The organism is Sphaerotilus montanus, assembly GCF_013410775.1.
GTDB classification, from domain to species: domain Bacteria; phylum Pseudomonadota; class Gammaproteobacteria; order Burkholderiales; family Burkholderiaceae_C; genus Sphaerotilus; species Sphaerotilus montanus.
In genome coordinates, this window is the sequence record NZ_JACCFH010000001.1 from 145447 (window position 1) to 166514 (window position 21068).

A 21068-nucleotide genomic window follows, 5' to 3' on the forward strand; every position below is an offset into this window, starting at 1 on the left:
TTCCGGCTCCGTGATGCGGTGGGTGAACTTGTTCTGTTCGGGGTCGAAAATGATTCTATGTCAGGCACACCAGGCCGCCAGGGTATCGGTCCAGAGCGCGTGTCCGAACGACCAGCCCACCAGCACCACGATGGTCGCGCCCGCCATCCGCAGCGACAGCGACGCCGGCGACACCTCGCCACGAACGCCCGCGGAACGCAAGGCAGCCGGTACCCAGCGCAGCCAGAGCGCCGGCCCCGCGAGCAGCCCCAGCACACTGGTGCTGGCGAAGACGGCCATGACGGTGGCCCCCTCGACAGGGGTGGAGGCGACCGACGCCATCAGCAGCGCCGCATGCAGCAGACCGCAGGGCAAGGCCGGCCACAGCAGACCCCAGGCGGCGGCTTTCACCTCGCCCGGCATGCGGATGCGGGCCGCGCCGTCCGGCAGGGCGGGACGTCCGCGCCGCTCCAGCCAGGCCGCCAGGCTCTCGGGCAGCGCACCCTTCAGGAGCATCCACAACCCCAGCAGCAGCAGGAAGACCTGCAGCCCGGTCCAGACCGGCCGCAGCCAGCCCGCCGACGCGGCCAGCCAGCGCAGCCCCCCCACCAGCGAAGCCGCCAGCGCACCCGCCACGGCATACGCCACCAGACGCCCCACCAGCATGCCGGCCACGGCGCCAGACGGCTGCTCGGGTTTGCAGCGCCGGGCAATCGCCGCACAGCCAGCCCCGCACATCGCCGCGCAATGCGGGGTACCGGCCAGCCCCATCAAGGCTGCTGTCAGCAGCAACGCACCCGTCATCCGATCACCTCGACGCCCTCGATCTGCCTCAGATCACCTTGGAAAACCGCTCCCGGCTGCGGTCGGCCCGCAGGTGCCGGTCGAAGACCATCGCCACCGAGCGCACGAAGTACCAGCCCAGCGGCGTGACCTCCAGCCCGTCCTCGTGGAGCGTGACGAGGCCGTCGTGCGCCAGGTCCTGCAGCGCCTCCAGTTCCTGCGCGAAGTACTGTCGCACATCGATCAGGTGCGCCAGCGCCACCGACTCGTAGCTCAGCCGCCCGTGGCACATGATGGACATGATCACCGCCCGCCGCACCAGATCATCGCGCGTCAGCGCCAGCCCGCGCACCACCGGCAGCGCATCGCCCTTGAGCAGGTCGTAGTACTCGTCCAGCGTCTTGGCGTTCTGGCTATACGTGGCCCCGATGCGGGAGATGGCCGACACGCCCAGGCCGATCAGGTCGCAGTCCGGCTGGGTGCTGTAGCCCTGGAAATTGCGGTGCAGGCGACCTTGGCGCTTGGCCTGCGCCAGTCCGTCCTCGGGCAGCGCGAAATGGTCCATGCCGATGTACTGGTAACCATGGCTGACGAAGCCGGCCAGCGCCTGCGCCAGCATGCCGACCCGGTCCGCGCCGCTGGGCAGTTCGGCCGGCACGATGCGCCGCTGCGGCTTGAAGCGCGTCGGCAGGTGGGCGTAGCCGTACATCGCGATGCGGTCCGGCCGCAGCAGCGCGACCTGGCGCACCGTGCGCTCGAAACTCTCGGGCGTCTGGCGCGGCAGGCCGTAGATCAGGTCGACGTTGATCGACTCGAAGCCCAGTTCCCGCGCGTCGCGCATCAGCGCCTCGACCTGCGCATGCGGCTGCACCCGGTGGACCGCCTGCTGCACCGCCGGGTCGAAGTCCTGCACGCCGAAGGAGACCCGGTTGAAGCCGAGCTCTTTCAGCAGTGCCAGCCGGTCACGGGTGACGGTGCGCGGATCGATCTCGATGGAATGCTCGCCCTGGGGCAGCAAGCGCACCCGGGCGGCGATCATGCCCACCACATGGCGGAGCTCGTCGTCGTCCAGATAGGTGGGCGTGCCGCCGCCAAAGTGCAGCTGGGACACCTGGGGCGCTTCGCCGAGCGCCTGGCAGACCAGGTCCAGCTCATGCTCCAGCGCCTTCAGGTAGGCCGCCACCCGGCTGTGGTCGCGCGTGACGATCTTGTTGCAGGCGCAGTAGTAGCAGACCGACTCGCAGAACGGGATGTGCACGTAGATCGACATCGGCACCCCCGCGCCGCCCACGCCCCCCAGATCCCCGCGCTGCGCCAGCGCCTGCGCACTGTGGCCAGCGGTGAAGGCCTCGACAAACCGGTCGGCCGTCGGGTAGGAGGTGTAGCGTGGCCCCGGCACATCCATCCGCGCCAGCAGCGCATCGGTCAGTTCCGGCGCAGCCACTGCCAGACTCGGCGCACCAGATTCGGCCGATGTGTCAGTGCGGCCACGGGAAAGTGTCGTATGTTCCATGGCACGCACTGTGCCGTCCCCGCGCCCGCCAGCCTTGACGCAGCTCAAGTGTGCTGCACGGCGGATGCACAAGAATCAGACAAGCTTGATCAACAGGGTTTGCAACATGCACGAAACGTCTACCACCCCACGCCTGGACGCCCTCAAGGTCGCCTGCTCGGCCTGCAACCTGCGCGAGCTGTGCCTGCCCGTGGGTCTGTCGGACGAGGAGCTGACTTCGCTGGACAACATGATCGGCACCCGCCGCGCCGTGCGCCGCGGCGAGAGCCTGTTCCACGCCGGCGAGACCTTCGCGGCGCTGTACGCGGTCCGCACCGGCTTCTTCAAGACCATCGTCTCCGCATCGGATGGCCGCGAGCAGGTCACGGGTTTCCAGATGGCCGGCGAGCTGCTCGGCCTGGACGGCATCAGCACCGACCGCCACTCCTGCGATGCCATCGCGCTGGAGGACTCGCAGGTCTGCATGATTCCCTATGGCCAGCTGGAGACGCTGTCGCGCGAGTTCACGCTGCTGCAGCACCAGTTCCACAAGATCATGAGCCGCGAGATCGTGCGCGACCACGGCGTGATGCTGCTGCTCGGGAGCATGCGGGCGGAAGAGCGTCTGGCCGCCTTCCTGCTCAACCTGACGCAGCGCCTGCAGGCACGCGGCTTTTCCCCGTCGGCGCTGGTGCTGCGCATGACACGCGAGGAGATTGGCAGCTACCTGGGCCTGAAGCTGGAAACGGTCAGCCGCACCTTCTCGAAATTCCAGGACGACGGTCTGCTCGAAGTCAAGCAGCGCGACATCCGCATCCTCGACCAGGCAGCACTGCAACAGGTCGTCAACGCAGCCAACTGCTGAACCGCTCGCCTGATGACCCGGCCGCAGCCCCTCAGAGGTGGTTGCGGTAAGGCTTGTTGAGGACGTTCGGCTCGACCAGGATCAGCTGCGTCAGCGCACTGCCCAAGCCGACCACCACCCAGAACACGAAGAAGGCCACGGTGTAGACCGCCTTGCGGTCGATCTCCACGGAGGCGCCGCCCAGCCAGTGCAGATCGCCGGGATCGACCAGCGAGAACACCAGCATCTCCAGCACGCCAGCCATCAGGAACGCCGGCCACGCCACGGCCGCCAGCCGCCGGGTGGGCGACGACATCGGGGGCACCATGTCCGCTGGTTCGGCCGCCTCGAACCGCTCGACCTCTTCGTCGGACGAGAGAAGCGGATCGGCCACGGTCATTTGACGCCCCCTGTGGCGGCATGGTTGCGCGCCTGCATGGCTGGCTGGTGCGCGGCGTCGGGTGTGGCGACCACCACGCTCTCCAGCACCGGATCCGGATAGCGGATCGCCAGACCGAGCGTGACGAAACTGGCCACGACCACGACCAGCGGGCCGCCGATCACCAGCCACACCATCTTGTACTTCCACCAAGGCATCGTGTCCTTGCCGGAGGGGGTCGTGTAGCTTGTCGTCATGCAGGAACTCCTGGATAAATACGGTCGCAGACAGTGTGCACGCCGTTCAGCGAGGCACGATGAAGGTCGACTTCTCGCGGACCACCGCGGGCGCACCCTTGGCATCCACCCGCTCGACATCGAAGTGGATCTCGTGCGAGCCCGGGCCTGCCTGGGTTGCCGCCTCGAACCCGGCCTGCACCGACACCGTCACCCATTGCGCCTCGGCAGGCCCGACCTCGATGTCGCTGGTCTGGTCCACCTTCAGGTCCGGCAGGCCGCTGGCAGCGATGCGGAAACGCTGCGTCTGCTCGGTCGCGTTCATGATCTGCAGACGATAGACGTTCTCGATGCGCCCTTCATCGACGATGCGGGCCAGCGTTGCCCGGTCGCGCACCACGTCCACGCGGAACGGCGAGCGCAGCCACAGGCTGGTGCCCACGGCCCCGACGATCAGCACGAGGATGGCCGTGTAGATCAGCACCCGCGGCCGGAAGGCGCGGCGCCACATCTGGGCACGCGTGAGGTGCTGCTGCAGGCTGTGCTGCGTGGCATAGCGGATCAGGCCGGGCTCGTAGCCCATCTTGTCCATGATGCCGTCACAGGCGTCAATGCAGGCCGAGCAGCCGATGCACTCGTATTGCAGGCCGTTGCGGATGTCGATGCCCGTCGGGCAGACCTGCACGCACACGCCGCAATCGACGCAGTCGCCCAGGCCCTTGGACTTGGGATCGACCTTCTTGCCACGTGCGCCGCGCGGGTCACCGCGTTCGGCGTCGTAGCTGATGATGAGCGTGTCCTTGTCGAACATCGCGCTCTGGAAGCGCGCGTAGGGGCACATGTACTTGCACACCTGCTCGCGCATGAAACCGGCGTTGCCATAGGTGGCGAACGCGTAGAACAGCACCCAGAACCACTCCCACGGCCCCAGGCCCAGCGAGAGCACCGAGGCACCGAGCGAGCGGATCGGGGTGAAATAGCCGACGAAGGTGAAGCCCGTCCAGAGTGCGAACAGGATCCAGGCAAGCTGCTTGCCGCCCTTGCGGAGGATCTTCTCGCCGTTCCAGGGGGCTGCATCCAGGCGCATGCGCTGGGCACGATCCCCTTCGAAACGGTGTTCGAACCACAGGAAGATCTCGGTGTAGACCGTCTGCGGGCAGGCATAGCCGCACCACAGACGCCCGGCCACCGCGGTGAACAGGAACAACGCGTAGGCCGAGATGATCAGCAGACCCGTCAGGTAGATGAAGTCCTGCGGGTAGAGCACCAGCCCGCCGATGTAGAACCGGCGGGTGAGCAGGTCGAACAGCACGGCCTGGCGGTCGTTCCACTGCAGCCAGGGCATGCCGTAGAACACGATCTGGGTGATCCAGACCAGCGCCCAGCGCCAGTTGGAAAAGAAGCCATGCACCGCACGGGGATAGATCTTCTTGCTCTTCTGATACAGGGAAACAGTCTTCACTGCCCCCTGCACGGTCGTCGATGTATCTGTGCGGCTGTCCATGGTTAATTTTCGTACTGATGCAGGCACTGGACCTTGATCAGCATCACTGCGGCGCAGCCAGGGCCGTCTTCGGGTCGCCCTTGTGCGACAGGCTCCAGACATAGGCCGCCAAGACCTTGGTCTGCTCGGGCGACAGGCGCGAGGCGTGCTGCGGCATGACGTTGGTCTTGCCGCCGTTGATCATCGCGATCACGGCAGCCTCACCCCACCCATGCAACCAGACCTTGTCGGTCAGGTTCGGCGCTCCCATCGCTTGCAGACCCTTGCCATCGGCACCGTGACAAGCCGCGCACGCACCGAACTTGCTCTTGCCGAGCTGTGCGGCAATCGCGTTGTGGGCGCTGCCAGACAGGCTCAGCACGTAGTTGGCGACGTTCTTGACGTCCTCGGGCGTTCCGACCGCGGCGCCCATCGGGGGCATCATGCCCTGGCGACCTTCGGCGATGGTCTTCGCGATGTAGTCCACACCCGAGCCACCCAGCCAGTCGTTGTCCGTCAGGTTGGGGAAGCTCTTGCTGCCGCGCCCGTCCGAGCCGTGGCAGCCGGCGCAGTTGTTGACGAACAGCCGCTCGCCGATGCCCATGGCCTGCTTGTCCTGTGCCAGCGCCTCCGGGCCCATGGCCATGAAGCGCTCGTACAGCGGCGCCATGGTCTGGCGTGCCTTGGCATGTTCTGCCTCCAGCTGACCGGCGGAACTCCAGTTCAGCGTGCCCTTGTTGATGCCCAGGCCCGGATAGAGCGCCAGATAGATCACCGCGAACACCACGGTCAGGATGAACAGGCCCATCCACCAGCGTGGCAGCGGGTTGTTCATCTCGCGCAGGTCGACGTCCCAGGTGTGGCCCGTCGAGTTGTCGTCGGCCATCACGGTGCGCTTGCTGGCCACCGCGAGGATGAAGACGCAGAAGGCGAGACCGCCCACGGTGATCGCGATCACATACCACGACCAGAAGCTGGAAGTGAAGTCACTCATGGGTGCCTCCGTTGGAAGTCTTGTTGTCTTCGTCCAGGAACGGAAGCGCGGCGGCTTCGTCGAACGCGGAACGATTGCGGCTGGAGTAGGCCCAGGCAGCGATGCCCAGGAACAGGATGAAGAAGCCTACAGTCGTGAAACTGCGCAGGTCATTGACGATGTCCATGCGGCACCTCGCTCACTTGACCAGTGCGGCCGAAGACTTGCCTGCGGTGCCCAGCACTTGCAGGTAGGCGATGACGGCATCCAGTTCAGTCTTGCCCTTGACCTCGTCTGCCGCCTTGGCGATCTCGTCGTCGGTGTACGGCACACCGACCTTGCGCAGCGCGGCCATGTTGGTGCCGATGCCTGCGTTGGCCTGCGCGCCCTCCAGCCACGGATAGGCCGGCATGTTGGACTCGGGCACCACGTCACGCGGATTGTTCATGTGCACGCGGTGCCACTGGTCGCTGTACTTGCCGCCGACGCGGTGCAGGTCAGGACCGGTGCGCTTGGAGCCCCACTGGAAGGGGTGGTCATAGACGAACTCCCCGGCCTTGGAAACCTCGCCGTAGCGCAGCGTCTCGGCACGGAAGGGGCGGATCATCTGCGAGTGGCAGTTGTAGCAGCCCTCGCGCAAGTAGACGTCCCGTCCGGCGAGCTGCAGCGCGGTGTAGGGCTTGAGGCCCTCGACCGGCTGGGTCGTCGACGTCTGGAAGAACAGGGGGACGATCTCCGTCAGGCCACCGAACAGGATGGTGACCAGGGTCAGGACGATCATCAGGAAATTGCTGGTCTCGATCTTCTCGTGACCAGACACGGGGCGATTAGCTTGAGCCATGGTGTTCTAGTGCTCCGGTTCAGGCGTGGGCAACGACAGCCGGGATGGCGACGGGTTCGGCCTTGCCGACCTGCACCGTCTTCACCACGTTCCAGGCCATGATCAACATGCCCGACAGGTACATCACGCCGCCGCCGAGGCGGATGACGTAGAACGGATAGGTGGCCTTGACGCTCTCGACGAAGCTGTAGACCAGCGTGCCGTCCGGGTTCGTCGCACGCCACATCAGGCCCTGCATCACGCCGGCGATCCACATCGCGGCGATGTACAGCACGATGCCGATGGTGGCGATCCAGAAGTGCAGCTCCATCGCGCGGATGCTGTACATCTGCTTGCGGCCGAACATGCGCGGGATCAGGTGGTACAGCGAGCCGATCGACACCAGACCCACCCAGCCCAGGGCGCCGGAGTGCACGTGGCCGACGGTCCAGTCGGTGTAGTGCGACAGGGCGTTGACGGTCTTGATGGACATCATCGGACCTTCGAAGGTCGACATGCCGTAGAACGACAGCGAGACGATCAGGAACTTCAGGATCGGGTCGTCACGCAGTTTGTGCCAGGCGCCCGACAGGGTCATGATGCCGTTGATCATGCCGCCCCAGCTCGGTGCGAGCAGGACCAGCGAGAAGATCATGCCGACCGACTGCGTCCAGTCCGGCAGCGCGGTGTAGTGCAGGTGGTGCGGACCCGCCCACATGTACGTGAAGATCAGCGCCCAGAAGTGGACGATCGACAGGCGGTACGAGTAGACCGGACGGCCCGCCTGCTTCGGGATGTAGTAATACATCATCCCCAGGAAGCCCGCGGTCAGGAAGAAGCCCACCGCGTTGTGGCCGTACCACCACTGCACCATCGCGTCCTGCACGCCCGCGTAAGCCGAGTACGACTTCGTCAGGCTGACCGGAATGGCGGCGCTGTTGACGATGTGCAGCAGGGCCACGGCGAGGATGAAGGCGCCGAAGAACCAGTTGCCCACGTAGATGTGGCTGACCTTGCGGATGCCGACGGTGCCGAAGAACACCACCGCGTAGCTGACCCACACGACGGCGATCAGCAGGTCGATCGGCCACTCCAGCTCGGCGTATTCCTTGCCTTGCGTGAAGCCCAGCGGCAGCGAGATCGCGGCGGCCAGGATGACGAGTTGCCAGCCCCAGAAGGTGAACTGGGCCAGCGCCGGCGCGAACAGGCGCGTCTGGCAGGTGCGTTGCACCACGTGGTAGCTGGTCGCGAACAGCGCGCAGCCACCGAACGCAAAAATCACCGCATTGGTGTGCAGTGGTCGCAGGCGCCCGTAGCTGAGCCACGAGATGCCGTTGGTCAGTTCAGGGAATGCCAGCTGGGCCGCGATCACGACCCCGACCAGCATCCCCACAATGCCCCATAACACCGCGGCGAGGGCAAATTGCCTCACGACCGCATCGGTGAAGACGGGGCCAGCCGTCTTTGTGTTGATTGCCATTGGTTGCTCCTAGGAAACTCTCTCGATCCTCGGCTGGGATTCTTTGGTAGCCGGGATCGCACTGGATTGATCGGCATCAAGCTCGTCTCGGTCCGCACGCAGGATGCGCTCGCCCTCGCGCTCGATGTCGTCGAACTGGCCGCTTTTCAGGGCCCACGCGAAGACCACGATGATCAGGAAAACGAGGACCACCGACAACGGGATCAGCAGGAACAGGATGTCCATGGTTCAGGCCTTGCCCAGAGGGGCGGGGCCCCGCCGGCGGGTCAGCCGCAGGGCATTGAGAACGACCACCAGCGAGCTGAGCGCCATGCCGATGCCCGCCAGCCAGGGCGGCAGCCAGCCCACCAGGGCCAGCGGGACCGAGGCCGCGTTGTAGAACAGTGCCCAGCGCAGATTCTGTCGCACGATGGCAACAGTCCGGCGCGCGGTGTCGAGCAGGACCGGCAGGTCCTCGATGCGGTCGGACAGCACGATCACGTCAGCGCGGGCCTGGGCCAGCGCCGCGGCGGTGCCCAGCGCGATCGAGACGTCCGCACGGGCGAGCACTGGCGCATCGTTGATGCCGTCGCCGACCATCGCCACCACGCGGCCGGCGGCCTGCAGTGCCTCGACGCCGGCCAGCTTGTCCTGGGGCGTGCAGCGGGCGCGGGCGTCGGCGATGCCGAGACGGCGGGCCATGGCCTCGACACTGGCGGTCTGGTCACCGGAGAACAGGTGCAGCGCCAGCCCCGCACGGGCCAGACCGGCGGCGCCACTCACGGCATCCGGGCGCAGGACCTCGTCGAACTCGAACCGGCATACCGGCAGCCAGGCCCCACCCTGTTCCAGCGCGAGCCAGACGGCGGGTCGGGCCGGCAGCACATCGGCCTCGGCCAACCCGCACCAGCCGGGCCCGCCCAGCCGGACACCGCGCCGCTGACCGTCGATCTGCGCCGTGGCCTCCAGCCCCTGGCCGGGCTGCTCGCGCACGGCGTCCAGCGCCACCGCCGTGTCGTCCTCCTGCGCGCCAGTCAGCGCCAGCGCGCGGGACAGCGGGTGCAGCGACTGCCGCGCCAGCACGGCGGCCAGCCCTTGCAGGCGCTCGTCCGTCAGGCCTGGCACCGACCGCAGCACGGCGGCCTGCGCCAGTGCCAGCCGGTCTTCGGTGACGGTGCCAGTCTTGTCGAAGACCACGTCCTGCACGCGGGTCAGCACCTCCAGCGCATCCAGCCGCTGCACCAGGATGCCGCGCCGCGCCAGCTCGCCCGCCGATGCCAGCAACGCCACCGGCGCCCCCAGCGACAAGGCACACGGACACGTCACGATCAGCACCGACACGGCGACCCAGAGCGCACGGCTCGGGTCGATGAACATCCAGACACCCCAGGCGAGTGCCGCCAGCACCAGCACCGCCCACAGGAACGGTCCGGCAATCCGGTCGGTCGCCAGGATGAACGCCGGCCGCTCGGTCAACGCGCGCTCGACCAGCGACACGATGCGCTGGTAGCGCGTCTGCGCGCCCAGTTGCAGCACCTGCATCACCACCGGCGCACTCAGGTTGATGCAGCCGGCCGACACCTCGTCGCCCACCGCCCGGTCCACCGGCCGCGATTCACCCGACAGCATCGCCTCGTCGACCAGGGTGCGGCCCTCGACCACGCGCCCGTCCGCGGCGAAGGCCTGTCCGGCGTGCACCCGCACACGATCGCCCACGACCAGCGACGACGCGGGTACCAGCGTCCCCTGCCCCTGGGCGTCCAGCCGTTCGACCGCGTCCGGCAGACGCCGCATCACGCCGTCGAGCGACTGCGCCGCCCGCTGCCGGGCACGTGCCTCCAGCACCCGGGCACCGAAGAGGAAACTGACGAACATGGTCAGCGAATCGAAATACACCTCGGAGCCGAACGGCCCGCCGGCATCGAAGGTGGCCGCCGAACTGGCGACGAAGGTCACCGCGATGCCCAGCGCCACCGGCAGGTCCATGCTGATGCGCCGCTCGCGCAGGCCCCGCCACGCACCGCGGAAAAATGGTCCCGCCGCGAACACCATCACCGGGATGCTCAGCACCCAGCTCGCCCAGCGCAGCAGCTGCACCATGTCCGGCGTGATGTCGCCCGGATCGGCCACGTACGCAGGCGTCGCGTACATCATCACCTGCATCATGCAGAAGGCCGCCACGAACAGCCGCCAGATCGACTGGCGCGTCTCCCTGGTCGCCAGCGCCACGGCCTGCGCCCCGGTGTCGGGGAAGGCCCCGTAGCCAGCGCGGCGCACCGCCTCGATCAGCGTCGATACCTGCGTGCGCTTCGGATCCCAGGTGACCACCGCGCGCTGGGCCGCACCACTGACCTCGGCGGCCCGCACACCCTCGACACGGCAGAGCGCGTCTTCGATCAGACCGGCGCAGGCAGTACAGTGCATGCCGCTCAGCAGCAGACGCGACTGCCCCAGCTCGCCGCCCTGCCCGTCGTCGATCCACTGGGTGAAGGCGGTCTGCTGCTGGTGGTCGTTGACGGCGGCGGCCTGTGTGGGGCTGAGCGCCGGAGCCGCGATGGGCGAGGGAGTGGCCGAGGCAGGGGAAAACATGGATTGCGCTATTCTTGAAGTTCAACACGCTACCCAACATGATCCATATCAAGTTCTGCCCGCTGAGCCGCCGTTTCGCACTCGCCACGCTGGTCGCCATGGCCATGGTGTCGCCTGGCGCCAACGCCCAGACCGGCCCGCAGAAGCTGCCGACCACCCAGCTCACCGCCGGCATGCACCTGATCCGTGCCGAGGTCGCCGATGACGATGGCGAGCGCCAGATCGGCCTGATGCACCGCCCGAGCATGGGCGCCAGCGACGGCATGGTCTTCGTGTTCGAACAGCCTGGCGTGCAGTGCTTCTGGATGCGCAACACGCTGATCCCGCTGTCGGCGGCCTTCATCGACGACAGCGGCACCATCGTCAACATCGAGGACATGAAGCCGCAGTCGGATGATTCGCACTGCTCGAAGAAGCCGGTGCGGTTCGTGCTGGAAATGAACAAGGGCTGGTTCGACAAGCGCGGGCTGAAGGCCGGCAGCGTGATCGGCGGCGCGGTGTTCAAGCCGGCGGCGGCCCGGTGAACCGGCCCGCCGCGTGAACCGCAACCTCTGGCTGCTGGCCGCCGCACAGGGCCTGTTCCTCACCAACAACGTCGCCTTCATCGCGATCAACGGGCTGGTCGGGCTCGCCCTGGCGCCGCTGGGCTGGATGGCGACGCTGCCGGTGATGGGCTATGTGCTCGGCGGGGCGATGTCCACGTCGCTGGTGGCGCGCACGCAGGCCCGCTTCGGGCGCAAGACCTCGTTCCAGATGGGCGCCGCGGTCGCGCTGCTGTCGTCGCTGGCGTGCGCGTGGGCGGCGGTGGGTCGGCATTTCGAACTGCTGTGCCTGGCCACGGTGGTGGCGGGCTATTTCAACGCCAACGCCCAGCTCTACCGCTTCGCCGCCGCCGAACTGGCGGGCCGCACCGGCACGGAAAAAGCCGTCTCGATGGTGATGGCGGGCGGCCTGATCGGCGCCATCGCCGGCCCGAACCTCGCCGCGCAGACCCGCACGCTGACCGCAGTCCCCTTCGTCGGTGCCTACCTCGCGCTGGCCGGGGTGGCGCTGCTGTCGATGCTGGTGCTGGCCGCGATCGACTTCCCGCCGCCGCCCGCGAAGAAGGCGGCGATCGGAGGCCGACCACTGTCCGAGATCGTGCGCCAGCCGGTGTTCATCATCGCCGCGTTGTGCAGTTCGCTCGGCTACGGCGTCATGAACCTGCTGATGGCCTCGACCCCGATCGCGATGGACCAGTGCGGCCTGCCCTTCTCCGACACCGCGCTGGTGCTGGAGTGGCACGTCATCGGCATGTTCGCGCCGGGATTCTTCACCGGGCAGCTCATCAAGCGCTTCGGCGTGCTGCAGATCATGGCGGTCGGCGTGGCGCTGAACGCGCTGTGCATCGCCGTCGCGCTGACCGGCGTGGACCTGCACCGCTTCCTGATCGCGCTGTTCCTGCTCGGCGTGGGCTGGAACTTCCTGTTCACGGGTGCGACGACGCTGTCGCTGCAGACCTATGCACCGGAGGAGAAGGACCGGGCGCAGGGGGCGCTGAACTTCTGCGTGTTCGCGGTGCTGGCGGTGACGTCGTTCGCGTCGGGGCTGCTGGTGACGACGCAGGGGTGGGCGTTGCTCAATATAGGGTCGCTGGTGCCGGTGGCGCTGACGGCGGGGGCGCTGGTGTGGATGTGGCGGCGCCCGCGCGCTGCCGAGGCCGCCTGAGCACCCGGAGGGCCACCCGACTCAGCGTGTCTTTGCAGCAATCTTGCCCTTCATCTCCGCCAGCATCGCCAGCCCCATCTCCCGCCCCGCCGCGATCGAGCGCTTGCGGGCCGCGAAGTCGGCACTGGAGATGCCGGTGAGCCGGGGGCGCAGCACGATGTCCGCCTCCTTCAGCTCGAAGTTGTTGATGCTGCGGCCCATGATGGAAAACGTCTGCAGCAGCATGCGCATCGCGTCGCCCGTCGCCGCACCGTCCGGCGGCGAAGAGATGTCCACCGCGATGACGAACTCGGCGCCCATCTGCTTGGCATAGCGCACCGGCACCGGCGCGACCAGCCCGCCGTCCACGTACTCGCGCTCGCCGATCTTCACCGGCTGGAACACGGCCGGCACCGAACTCGACGCCCGCACCGCCGTGCCGGTGTCGCCGCGCTGGAACAGGATGGGCTGCCCGTCCGCCAGATCGGTGGCGACGATGCCCAGCGGCATCTTCAGCTGCTCGATGTTCTTGCCGCTGGTGTTCTTGCGGATGTAGGCCGCCAGCGCCTCGCCGCGGATCGCGCCGCGCAGCGGAAAGGCCCAGTCGGTGATCGACGACTCGTCCATGCCGTCGGCCAGCGTCGCCAGCTGCGCGCCCGAGTAGCCCGCGGCGTAGAGCGCGGCGACCACGCTGCCCGCAGAGGTGCCGACGACCAGGTCCGGGCGGATGCCGTTCTCCTCCAGCACCTGGATCACGCCGATGTGCGCGAAGCCGCGCGCAGCACCACCGCCCAGCGCCAGACCGATGCGTGGCAGCCGCGGCGCCGGACGCGCGGCCATGGCCGGTTCGGTCACGGCGGGCGCGCCGGTCTGCATCGACCCGGTCGTCCCGCAGCCCGCCAGCCCCAGCACGGCCACGGTCCCGAGCACCGTCAGCAGGCGGCGGCGCCCAGTTCTAATGTCTGAATTCATATAAGCATCATCTTAAAATGTTGTTTGTCGGCATGACTACAGCCACTAGAGTCGCACATCCTGATTTTGCTGCACTGCAAGGTACCCCTACATGCTCGACACCCTGGGTTTCACGATCGACTGGCTGGCCATCGCCGCCGGGTTCGGCATCGGGCTGATCGTGGGGGTGACCGGCGTGGGCGGTGGCTCGCTGATGACACCGCTGCTGATCTCGGTGTTCAGCCTGGAGAAGGCGGTCGCCATCGGCACCGACCTGTGGTTCGCCGGGCTGACCAAGGTCTCCGGCTCGATCGCCCACCACCGCCACGGCCACGTCGACTACCGCATCACCGGCTGGCTGCTCGCCGGCAGCATCCCGGCGTCGATCGCCACCACCGCCTACATGCACATGGTCGGCATCACCAAGCGCGCCGACAGCATGCTGAGCGTCGCGCTGGGCATCGCGCTGGTGCTGACGGCCGTGACCATCATCTTCCGCCCGGTGTGGCACCGCATCGGCCTGTGGCTGGAGCGCTTCATCACGCCGCAGCGCCAGACCACGCTGACACTGGTGTGCGGCCTGGTCCTGGGCGTGCTGGTGTCGCTGAGTTCCATCGGCGCCGGAGCGCTGGGCGCCACGATGATCCTGCTGCTCTACCCCCGCCTGCCGACCACCCGGCTGGTGGGCACCGACATCGCGCACGCGGTGCCGCTGACCATCGTGGCCGGCATCGGCCATGCCACGCTCGGCAACGTCCACTGGGCGCTGCTGATCGAGCTGCTCGTCGGTTCGGTGCCCGCCATCTGGATCGGCGCGCGCCTGACCAAGATGCTGCCGGACGTGTGGACACGCCTCGCGCTGTGCGCCTCGCTGCTGCTCGCCGCCAAGAAAATTCTGCTGACTGCCTGAACGGCTGCCCTCCATGTACCAGTACACCGACTTCGACCGCCAGTTCGTCCACGCCCGCGCGGCCCAGTTCCGCGACCAGCTCGACCGCCACTTCGCCGGCCAGCTCGACGGCGACGACTTCAAGGCCCTGCGCCTGCAGAACGGCTGGTACATCCAGCGCCATGCGCCGATGCTGCGCGTGGCCGTGCCCTACGGCGCGATCAGCAGCCGCCAGATCCGCGCGCTGGCCGAGATCGCCCGCGTGCACGACCGCGGCTACACCCACTTCACGACGCGCCAGAACGTCCAGTTCAACTGGATCCCGCTGACGCAGGCCGCCGACGTGATGGACAAGCTGGCCGCCGCGGACATGCACGGCATCCAGACCAGCGGCAACTGCATCCGCAACACCACCACCGACGGGCTGGCCGGTGTCGCCGCCGACGAGATCGTCGACCCGCGCCCCTACTGCGAGCTGCTGCGCCAGTGGAGCACGCTGCACCCCGAGTTCGCCTTCCTGCCGCGCAAGTTCAAGATCGCCGTGTCGGGCGCCGTGGAAGACCGCGCCGCGATCGGCTGGCATGACGTCGGCCTGCAACTGAAGAAGAACGAGGCCGGCGAGATCGGTTTCCGCGTCCAGGTCGGCGGGGGCATGGGCCGCACGCCGATCATCGGCTCGGTCATCAGCGAGTTCGTGCCCTGGCAGCAGATCCTCGTCTACCTCGAAGCCATCATCCGGGTCTACAACCGCTACGGCCGGCGCGACAACGCCTACAAGGCGCGCATCAAGATCCTGGTGAAGGCGGAAGGCCAGAAGTATTTCGACGCCGTCAACGCCGAGTTCGCCAACATCCTGAGCCGTGACCTCGACGGCGCCGCCCACCTGATCACGCAGGCCGAGTTCGACCGCGTAGCCGCCTGCTTCACCCGGCCGGCCGAGGTGGTGCCGCTGCCGGAAGTCGGCCTGCCCGCTGACCTGCCGCTGGCCTACCAGCGCTGGATCCAGCGCAACGTGCACGCCCACCAGGTGCCGGGCTGGCGCGCGGTGACGCTGTCGGTCAAGCGTGCAGGACAAGCCCCTGGCGACGTGACCGACGTGCAGATGGACCAGGCCGCCGATCTGGCCGACCGCTACTCCTTCGGCGAGTTGCGCGTGACGCACGACCAGAACCTGCTGCTGCCGTGGATCAAGGCCAGTGACCTGCCCGAGGTCTATGCCGCCGCCAAGGCCGCCGGCTACGCCACGCCCAACATCGGCCTCGTCACCGACATGATCGCCTGCCCCGGCGGCGACTTCTGCGACCTGGCCAACGCCCGCTCCATCCCGGTGGCGGCCGAGCTGACCGAGCGTTTCGCCGATCTGGACGAGGTGTTCGACCTGGGCGAGATCGACCTGCACATCAGCGGCTGCATCAACTCCTGCGGTCACCACCACAGCGGCCACATCGGCATCCTCGGCGTCGACAAGGACGGCAGCGAGTGGTACCAGGTGACGCTGGGCGGCTCGGACGGCTCGGCGCACGCGCCCACCGCCGTGCCCGGCAAGGTGATCGGCCCGTCGTTCGCGGCCAGCGAGATCACCGATGCGGTGGAAGCCATCCTGGAGACCTACCGCAGCGAGCGCGCGGCCGGCGAGAAGTTCATCGACACGCTGCACCGCCTGGGGCTGGAGCCATTCAAGGTCGCTGCCAACGCCCAGCGCATCGCCACCGCCCGCGACCACACCGCCGCCGCCTGAGCCCGAGACGCGAGAGAGCCCACCATGAAGTTCATCGACACCCCCCACGACGCCTGGCACACCGTCGGCGGCGAAGACGGCCCGTCCCCCCACCCCGTCGCCCGCGACCACCAGCTGCTGACCCTGGCGCAGTGGCACGCCGTGCGCGAGACCTGGCCGGCTGGCCTGCTGACCGGCGTGATCGTGCCCAACAACGTGGACATCGAGACGCTGGAAGCCGACCTGCCGCGCCTGTCGCTGGTCGTGCTGCAGTTCCCCAAGTGGGTCGACGGCCGCGCCTACACGCAAGCCCGCCTGCTGCGTTCGCGTTACCGCTTCGCGGGCGAGATCCGCGCCACCGGCGATGTGCTGGTCGACATGGTGCTGCTGCTGCAGCGCACCGGCTTCAACGCCGCCGTGCTGCGCCGCGACCAGTCGCTGGAAGCTGCCGACCGGGCGCTGACCTTCTTCCCCGGCCACTACCAGGGCGATGTGCAGGAGCCGCGTCCCGTCTTCGCCCGCCCGGCCACCACGGGCACGCCCGAGTACCTGAACGCAGGAGCCGCGATATGAGCGCCATCGCCCTGTACGGCCGCAAGACCGCCGGCTTCGACGAACGCCTGGCCGCCACGGTCCAGATCCTGAAGGACGCCGCCGCGGCCCATCCCGGCACGATCCTGCAGTCCACCAGCCTCGGCGCCGAGGACATGGTCGTCACCGACCTGATCGCCAAGCTGGGCCTGCCGATCACGCTGGCGACGCTGGAAACCGGCGCGCTGCACCCCGAGACCGTCGCGCTGATCCCGCGCATCACCGAGCGCTACGGGCTGGCCGTCGAGGTCTACCGGCCGGTGGAAGAGTCGGTGGTCCAGTTCGTGCGCACGAACGGCGAGAAAGCCATGTACGAGAGCCTGGCGCTGCGCAAGGCGTGCTGCGGCATCCGCAAGATGGAGCCGCTCGGCCGGATGCTCACCGGACGCACCGCCTGGGTGACCGGCCTGCGCCGCGACCAGTCCACCGCCCGCGGCGAAGCACAGGCCGTGGAGAGCGACGATGCCGGTCGTGCGAAAATCAGCCCTCTGGTGGACTGGAGCTGGAACGACGTGTGGCACTACATCGCGACCAACGAGGTGCCGTACAACCCGCTGCACGACCAGTTCATGCCCAGCATCGGCTGCGCCCCCTGCACCCGCGCCATCGCGGTCGGACAGGAGTTCCGCGCCGGCCGCTGGTGGTGGGAAGACGAGTCGGCCAAGGAATGTGGCCTGCACGTCAAGCAGCCCGCCGCCTGAAGCGACACGACCGACAAGACCCATGAACGCCCCGACGACCATGACCCACCTGCTCCCCGACGTGGACCACCGCCACCTCGACGCGCTGGAAGAAGAAGCCATCTTCATCCTGCGCGAAGTCGCCGGCGCCTTCGAGCGCCCCGGCCTGCTGTTCTCCAGCGGCAAGGACTCCTGCGTGGTGCTGCACCTCGCGGAAAAAGCCTTCAAGCAGAAGCTGTCGAAGCCCGGCGAGCGCCCGGTGTTCGCCGGCAAGCTGCCCTTCCCGCTGGTCCACGTGGACACCGGCCACAACTTCCCCGAGGTCATCGAGTTCCGTGACGCGCGCGTTGCCGAGATGGGCGAGCGGCTGATCGTCGGACACCTCGAAGACTCGATGAAGAAGGGCACGATCCGCCTGGCGCACCCGCTGGAGTCGCGCAACGGCCACCAGACGGTGACGCTGCTGGAAACGATCGAGGAGCACCGCTTCGACTGCATGATCGGTGGCGCCCGCCGCGACGAGGAGAAGGCCCGCGCCAAGGAGCGCATCTTCTCGCACCGCGACAGCTTCGGTCAGTGGCAGCCCAAGGAGCAGCGCCCGGAACTCTGGAACCTGTTCAACACCCGCATCAAGCCGGGCGAGCATTTCCGCGCCTTCCCGATCAGCAACTGGACCGAACTCGACGTGTGGCTCTACATCGCCCGCGAGAACATCCCGCTGCCGAACATCTACTACACGCACAAGCGCGAGATCTACCGCCGCAAGGGCCTGCTGGTGCCGGTGACGGACGTGACGCCGCCGGACGCGAGCGACACGGTGGAAACGGTGGACGTGCGCTTCCGCACCGTGGGTGACATGACCTGCACCTGCCCGGTCGAGTCTGACGCCGCGACCACCGCCGACATCGTCGCCGAGACGCTGCAGGTGACCGTCTCCGAGCGTGGCGCGACCCGCATGGACGACCGCACCTCCGAGGCCTCGATGGAGCGCCGCAAGAAGGAAGGGTATTTCTGATGAGCACCGTGACTGACGTGAACAACGTGGAACACATCGACGCCGGGGAAGAACTGGCCCACAAGGCGCTGCGTTTCCTGACCGCCGGCAGCGTGGACGACGGCAAGAGCACGCTGATCGGCCGCCTGCTGTTCGACAGCCGCGGCATCCTGGCCGACAAGCTCGACGCGCTGGAAAAGCGTGCGGCGGGCGCGCCGATCGACCTGTCGCTGCTGACCGATGGCCTCGAAGCCGAACGCGAGCAAGGCATCACGATCGACGTGGCCTACCAGTACTTCGCGACCAAGACGCGCAAGTTCATCATCGCCGACGCCCCCGGCCATGAGCAGTACACCCGCAACATGGTGACGGCGGCTGCCGGCTCCGACGCGGCCGTCGTGCTGGTGGACATCACCAAGCTGGACACGTCGGTGGACGACGTCGTGCTGCTGCCGCAGACGCGCCGCCACAGCCTGCTGGCCCGCCTGCTGCGCGTGCCGAGCATCGTGTTCGCGATCAACAAGCTCGACGCGATCGAGGTCGGCACGCAAGCCGCCTTCGACGCCGTGTCGAAGGCGCTGACGAAGTTCGCCGAAGAAGCCGGTATCACCGTGCGCGGCATCGTGCCGGTCTCCGCGCTGCGCGGCGACAACGTGGCCACGCCGTCGGCGAACTGGGACTGGTACACCGGCCCGACGCTGCTGCAGCTGCTGGAGACGCTGCCCGTTGCGGACGAGGCGCACGACGGCAACCTGCTCGTGCCCATCCAGTACGTCGCCCGCGACGAAGGCCACGGCACCGGCCACCAGCACCGCGTCATGTGGGGCCGCATCGCCCACGGCTCGGTGAAGGCCGGCGACACCGTGCAGATCTTCCCGAGCGGCGAGACCGCCATCGTCGCCTCGGTGCGCCACGCCGGCAGCGTCGTGGACGCCTGCACCGCCGGGCAGTCCGCCGGCATCGTGCTGGACCGCCAGGTCGATGTCTCGCGCGGCGACTGGGTCTTCACGCCCGGCAGCGCCCCGACGCAGCAGACCTTCAGCGGCACGCTGGCCTGGCTGGACACCGAGCCGGCAGTCCTCGGCCGCAAGTACTGGGTGCGCCACGGCAACCGCTGGGTGCAGGCCCGCATCACCGCGATCGACCACCGGCTGGACATCAACACGCTCGAAGAAGTCGATGCCCACGAACTGGGCGTCAACGAGATCGGCCGCGTGCAACTCCAGACCCAGCAGGCGCTGCCGGTCGAGGCCTATGCCGACAACCGCGTCGGTGGTGCGCTGATCGTGGTCGATCCGACCACCAACCGCACCAGCGGCGCGCTGCTGGTCCAGGCCTGAGGTCGCGCACCTTGCAGCCCCAGGCTCCTCTGTTCGATCACCAGCCGAACGAGCAGGTCCGCGTCGTGTTCATCGGCGCCGGACCGGGTGCGGCGGATCTGATCACGCTGCGGGGTCTGCGCCGGCTGCGCGAGGCGGAGGTCGTGCTGTTCGATGCGCTGACCGATCCGGCCCTGCGCGACGAGGCGCCCTCGGCCGACTGGGTCGATGTCGGCAAGCGCGGCTTCAGCACCAGCAGCACGGGACAGGCCCGCATCAACGCCCTGCTGGTCGAACACGCGCAGCGCTCGTCGCGCGTGGTGCGGCTCAAGGGCGGTGATCCGAGCGTGTTCGGCCGGCTCGAAGAAGAACTCGAAGCGCTGCGCGCCGCGGGCATCGGCTGCGAGGTGGTGCCCGGCATCACGTCCGCGCTGGCGGCCGCCGCGGCAACGCAGCGTCCGCTCACGCGGCGTGGCGTGGGGCGCAGCGTCGCGTTCAGCACCGCCATGACCCAGACGGGCGAATTGCAGGCCCGTCGCAGCGCCGACACCGAGGTGTTCTACATGGCGGGCCGCCAGCTCGCCTCGCTGGCCGAGCGGCTGCGCGAGGTCGGCTGGGCACCAGAAACCCCCGTGCTGGTGGTCTCGCGCGCCGGCTGGCCGGACCAGCACATCAGCCAGCACGTCGTCGCCACCCTGGCGGACGCGGGCGAGCGCCACGGCGGTCGACCCACGCTGGTCACGGTCGGCGCCGGGGCCAGACCTGTGCTTGAGCAAGGTCAAGCCACGGGAATCGGGCCGACCCCTTAAAATCGATCAGTTTTGCCTTTGCCGTGTCTCCTACCAACTACCGAGTGAAAACCGCGTCATGACCCACGTCGTCACCGAAGCCTGCATCCGCTGCAAGTACACCGATTGTGTGGACGTCTGTCCCGTCGACTGCTTCCGCGAAGGCCCCAATTTCCTGGTCATCGACCCGGACGAGTGCATCGACTGCGCGGTCTGCATCCCCGAGTGCCCGGTCAACGCCATCCTCCCCGAGGAAGACGTGCCCGCCGACCAGCTCGCCTTCATCAAGATCAACGCCGATCTGACGCCCAAGTGGCCCAGCATCACCAAGCGCAAGGCCCCGCTGCCCGACGCCGAGCAGTGGAAGGACGTCAAGGACAAGCTCCAGTTCCTGCAACGCTGATCTGCGGCCGGAC

The 21068-nt window shown here is 67.9% G+C and carries 23 protein-coding genes; 11 read left to right on the forward strand and 12 right to left on the reverse strand.

Annotated elements, in window-relative coordinates; genetic code table 11:
* Positions 1-60 precede the first annotated feature (60 nt).
* Together BDD16_RS00660 and hemN are read right to left on the reverse strand one after the other, a co-directional pair.
* Entirely contained in the window at positions 61-783 is a 723-nt protein-coding gene (locus BDD16_RS00660; RefSeq protein WP_179632097.1) for an urease accessory protein UreH domain-containing protein, read from the reverse strand.
* Between the two features lie 28 nt (positions 784-811).
* A complete protein-coding gene (hemN, locus tag BDD16_RS00665; protein WP_179632099.1) occupies positions 812-2275 on the reverse strand; it encodes an oxygen-independent coproporphyrinogen III oxidase in 1464 nt (487 codons plus the stop codon).
* Between the two features lie 106 nt (positions 2276-2381).
* Between hemN and fnr the strand changes: the two genes are divergently transcribed.
* On the forward strand, positions 2382-3119 hold the full coding sequence (gene fnr / locus BDD16_RS00670; protein ID WP_179632101.1) for a fumarate/nitrate reduction transcriptional regulator Fnr: 738 nt from the start codon (positions 2382-2384) through the stop codon (positions 3117-3119).
* A gap of 31 nt (positions 3120-3150) precedes the next feature.
* On the opposite strand, the gene BDD16_RS00675 is transcribed toward fnr, so the two are convergent.
* Genes BDD16_RS00675 through BDD16_RS00715 form a run of 9 tightly spaced genes read right to left on the reverse strand, consistent with a single transcriptional unit; the run spans position 3151 to position 11037 of the window.
* A complete protein-coding gene (locus BDD16_RS00675) occupies positions 3151-3492 on the reverse strand; it encodes a hypothetical protein (RefSeq protein WP_310732759.1) in 342 nt (113 codons plus the stop codon).
* Positions 3493-3494: 2 nt separating this feature from the next.
* Positions 3495-3734 carry a hypothetical protein gene (locus BDD16_RS00680; protein WP_179632103.1) on the reverse strand — a complete coding sequence of 80 codons (240 nt, stop codon included), beginning with the start codon at positions 3732-3734 and terminating at the stop codon, positions 3495-3497.
* Between the two features lie 46 nt (positions 3735-3780).
* A complete protein-coding gene (gene ccoG / locus BDD16_RS00685) occupies positions 3781-5217 on the reverse strand; it encodes a cytochrome c oxidase accessory protein CcoG (protein WP_179632104.1) in 1437 nt (478 codons plus the stop codon).
* 43 nt (positions 5218-5260) lie between these two features.
* The gene (ccoP, locus tag BDD16_RS00690) at positions 5261-6190 is read right to left on the reverse strand and encodes a cytochrome-c oxidase, cbb3-type subunit III (RefSeq protein ID WP_179632107.1); all 930 of its coding nucleotides are present in this window, start codon (positions 6188-6190) and stop codon (positions 5261-5263) included.
* Complete coding sequence (locus tag BDD16_RS00695; protein WP_179632109.1) at positions 6183-6356, reverse strand: cbb3-type cytochrome oxidase subunit 3; 174 nt, start codon at positions 6354-6356, stop codon at positions 6183-6185. Before BDD16_RS00695 ends, ccoP begins: the two co-directional genes overlap by 8 nt.
* Before the next feature lie 12 nt (positions 6357-6368).
* Positions 6369-7010 (reverse strand): cytochrome-c oxidase, cbb3-type subunit II, encoded by a 642-nt coding sequence (gene ccoO / locus BDD16_RS00700; protein ID WP_179632111.1) that lies wholly within the window; start codon positions 7008-7010, stop codon positions 6369-6371.
* A 19-nt stretch (positions 7011-7029) separates the two neighbouring features.
* Entirely contained in the window at positions 7030-8469 is a 1440-nt protein-coding gene (gene ccoN / locus BDD16_RS00705) for a cytochrome-c oxidase, cbb3-type subunit I (RefSeq protein ID WP_179632113.1), read from the reverse strand.
* Positions 8470-8478: 9 nt separating this feature from the next.
* Positions 8479-8694 (reverse strand): cbb3-type cytochrome oxidase assembly protein CcoS, encoded by a 216-nt coding sequence (gene ccoS, locus BDD16_RS00710; RefSeq protein ID WP_179632114.1) that lies wholly within the window; start codon positions 8692-8694, stop codon positions 8479-8481.
* Positions 8695-8697: 3 nt separating this feature from the next.
* Positions 8698-11037 (reverse strand): heavy metal translocating P-type ATPase, encoded by a 2340-nt coding sequence (locus tag BDD16_RS00715; protein ID WP_179632116.1) that lies wholly within the window; start codon positions 11035-11037, stop codon positions 8698-8700.
* A gap of 38 nt (positions 11038-11075) precedes the next feature.
* Here BDD16_RS00715 and BDD16_RS00720 point away from each other — a divergent pair, with 38 nt between their 5' ends.
* Together BDD16_RS00720 and BDD16_RS00725 are read left to right on the forward strand one after the other, a co-directional pair.
* A complete protein-coding gene (locus BDD16_RS00720; protein ID WP_179632117.1) occupies positions 11076-11561 on the forward strand; it encodes a DUF192 domain-containing protein in 486 nt (161 codons plus the stop codon).
* A 13-nt stretch (positions 11562-11574) separates the two neighbouring features.
* Positions 11575-12744, forward strand: coding sequence for an MFS transporter (locus tag BDD16_RS00725; protein WP_179632119.1), 1170 nt, complete (start codon positions 11575-11577; stop codon positions 12742-12744).
* 21 nt (positions 12745-12765) lie between these two features.
* Here the strand turns inward: BDD16_RS00725 and BDD16_RS00730 are convergent, their stop codons facing one another.
* Positions 12766-13695, reverse strand: coding sequence for a patatin-like phospholipase family protein (locus BDD16_RS00730; protein ID WP_246332434.1), 930 nt, complete (start codon positions 13693-13695; stop codon positions 12766-12768).
* A 91-nt stretch (positions 13696-13786) separates the two neighbouring features.
* Between BDD16_RS00730 and BDD16_RS00735 the strand changes: the two genes are divergently transcribed.
* From BDD16_RS00735 to fdxA, 8 genes are read left to right on the forward strand one after another with little or no spacing between them, the layout of a single operon-like run.
* Positions 13787-14584: a sulfite exporter TauE/SafE family protein gene (locus BDD16_RS00735; RefSeq protein ID WP_218897643.1), complete on the forward strand. Its 798-nt coding sequence runs from the start codon at positions 13787-13789 to the stop codon at positions 14582-14584.
* Between the two features lie 13 nt (positions 14585-14597).
* On the forward strand, positions 14598-16301 hold the full coding sequence (locus tag BDD16_RS00740) for a nitrite/sulfite reductase (protein WP_179632121.1): 1704 nt from the start codon (positions 14598-14600) through the stop codon (positions 16299-16301).
* A gap of 24 nt (positions 16302-16325) precedes the next feature.
* Positions 16326-16853: a DUF934 domain-containing protein gene (locus tag BDD16_RS00745; protein WP_179632123.1), complete on the forward strand. Its 528-nt coding sequence runs from the start codon at positions 16326-16328 to the stop codon at positions 16851-16853.
* A complete protein-coding gene (locus tag BDD16_RS00750; protein WP_179632124.1) occupies positions 16850-17572 on the forward strand; it encodes a phosphoadenylyl-sulfate reductase in 723 nt (240 codons plus the stop codon). Before BDD16_RS00745 ends, BDD16_RS00750 begins: the two co-directional genes overlap by 4 nt.
* A 22-nt stretch (positions 17573-17594) precedes the next feature.
* On the forward strand, positions 17595-18566 hold the full coding sequence (gene cysD / locus BDD16_RS00755) for a sulfate adenylyltransferase subunit CysD (protein WP_179632126.1): 972 nt from the start codon (positions 17595-17597) through the stop codon (positions 18564-18566).
* Positions 18566-19885: a sulfate adenylyltransferase subunit 1 gene (locus BDD16_RS00760; protein ID WP_179632128.1), complete on the forward strand. Its 1320-nt coding sequence runs from the start codon at positions 18566-18568 to the stop codon at positions 19883-19885. Before cysD ends, BDD16_RS00760 begins: the two co-directional genes overlap by 1 nt.
* Positions 19886-19896: 11 nt before the next feature.
* Complete coding sequence (gene cobA, locus BDD16_RS00765) at positions 19897-20673, forward strand: uroporphyrinogen-III C-methyltransferase (RefSeq protein ID WP_246332435.1); 777 nt, start codon at positions 19897-19899, stop codon at positions 20671-20673.
* A 58-nt stretch (positions 20674-20731) separates the two neighbouring features.
* Complete coding sequence (fdxA, locus tag BDD16_RS00770; protein WP_179632130.1) at positions 20732-21055, forward strand: ferredoxin FdxA; 324 nt, start codon at positions 20732-20734, stop codon at positions 21053-21055.
* Positions 21056-21068 lie beyond the last annotated feature (13 nt).

Excerpts from the sequence above, each read along its gene's own strand:
- BDD16_RS00660 (WP_179632097.1), bottom strand. The coding sequence starts at position 783 with ATGACGGGTGCGTTGCTGCTGACAGCAGCCTTGATGGGGCTGGCCGGT.
- hemN (WP_179632099.1), bottom strand. The coding sequence starts at position 2,275 with ATGGAACATACGACACTTTCCCGTGGCCGCACTGACACATCGGCCGAA.
- fnr (WP_179632101.1), top strand. The coding sequence starts at position 2,382 with ATGCACGAAACGTCTACCACCCCACGCCTGGACGCCCTCAAGGTCGCC.
- BDD16_RS00680 (WP_179632103.1), bottom strand. The coding sequence starts at position 3,734 with ATGACGACAAGCTACACGACCCCCTCCGGCAAGGACACGATGCCTTGG.
- ccoG (WP_179632104.1), bottom strand. The coding sequence starts at position 5,217 with ATGGACAGCCGCACAGATACATCGACGACCGTGCAGGGGGCAGTGAAG.
- ccoP (WP_179632107.1), bottom strand. The coding sequence starts at position 6,190 with ATGAGTGACTTCACTTCCAGCTTCTGGTCGTGGTATGTGATCGCGATC.
- BDD16_RS00695 (WP_179632109.1), bottom strand. The coding sequence starts at position 6,356 with ATGGACATCGTCAATGACCTGCGCAGTTTCACGACTGTAGGCTTCTTC.
- ccoO (WP_179632111.1), bottom strand. The coding sequence starts at position 7,010 with ATGGCTCAAGCTAATCGCCCCGTGTCTGGTCACGAGAAGATCGAGACC.
- ccoN (WP_179632113.1), bottom strand. The coding sequence starts at position 8,469 with ATGGCAATCAACACAAAGACGGCTGGCCCCGTCTTCACCGATGCGGTC.
- ccoS (WP_179632114.1), bottom strand. The coding sequence starts at position 8,694 with ATGGACATCCTGTTCCTGCTGATCCCGTTGTCGGTGGTCCTCGTTTTC.
- BDD16_RS00715 (WP_179632116.1), bottom strand. The coding sequence starts at position 11,037 with ATGTTTTCCCCTGCCTCGGCCACTCCCTCGCCCATCGCGGCTCCGGCG.
- BDD16_RS00720 (WP_179632117.1), top strand. The coding sequence starts at position 11,076 with ATGATCCATATCAAGTTCTGCCCGCTGAGCCGCCGTTTCGCACTCGCC.
- BDD16_RS00730 (WP_246332434.1), bottom strand. The coding sequence starts at position 13,695 with ATGAATTCAGACATTAGAACTGGGCGCCGCCGCCTGCTGACGGTGCTC.
- BDD16_RS00735 (WP_218897643.1), top strand. The coding sequence starts at position 13,787 with ATGCTCGACACCCTGGGTTTCACGATCGACTGGCTGGCCATCGCCGCC.
- BDD16_RS00740 (WP_179632121.1), top strand. The coding sequence starts at position 14,598 with ATGTACCAGTACACCGACTTCGACCGCCAGTTCGTCCACGCCCGCGCG.
- BDD16_RS00745 (WP_179632123.1), top strand. The coding sequence starts at position 16,326 with ATGAAGTTCATCGACACCCCCCACGACGCCTGGCACACCGTCGGCGGC.
- BDD16_RS00750 (WP_179632124.1), top strand. The coding sequence starts at position 16,850 with ATGAGCGCCATCGCCCTGTACGGCCGCAAGACCGCCGGCTTCGACGAA.
- cysD (WP_179632126.1), top strand. The coding sequence starts at position 17,595 with ATGAACGCCCCGACGACCATGACCCACCTGCTCCCCGACGTGGACCAC.
- BDD16_RS00760 (WP_179632128.1), top strand. The coding sequence starts at position 18,566 with ATGAGCACCGTGACTGACGTGAACAACGTGGAACACATCGACGCCGGG.
- fdxA (WP_179632130.1), top strand. The coding sequence starts at position 20,732 with ATGACCCACGTCGTCACCGAAGCCTGCATCCGCTGCAAGTACACCGAT.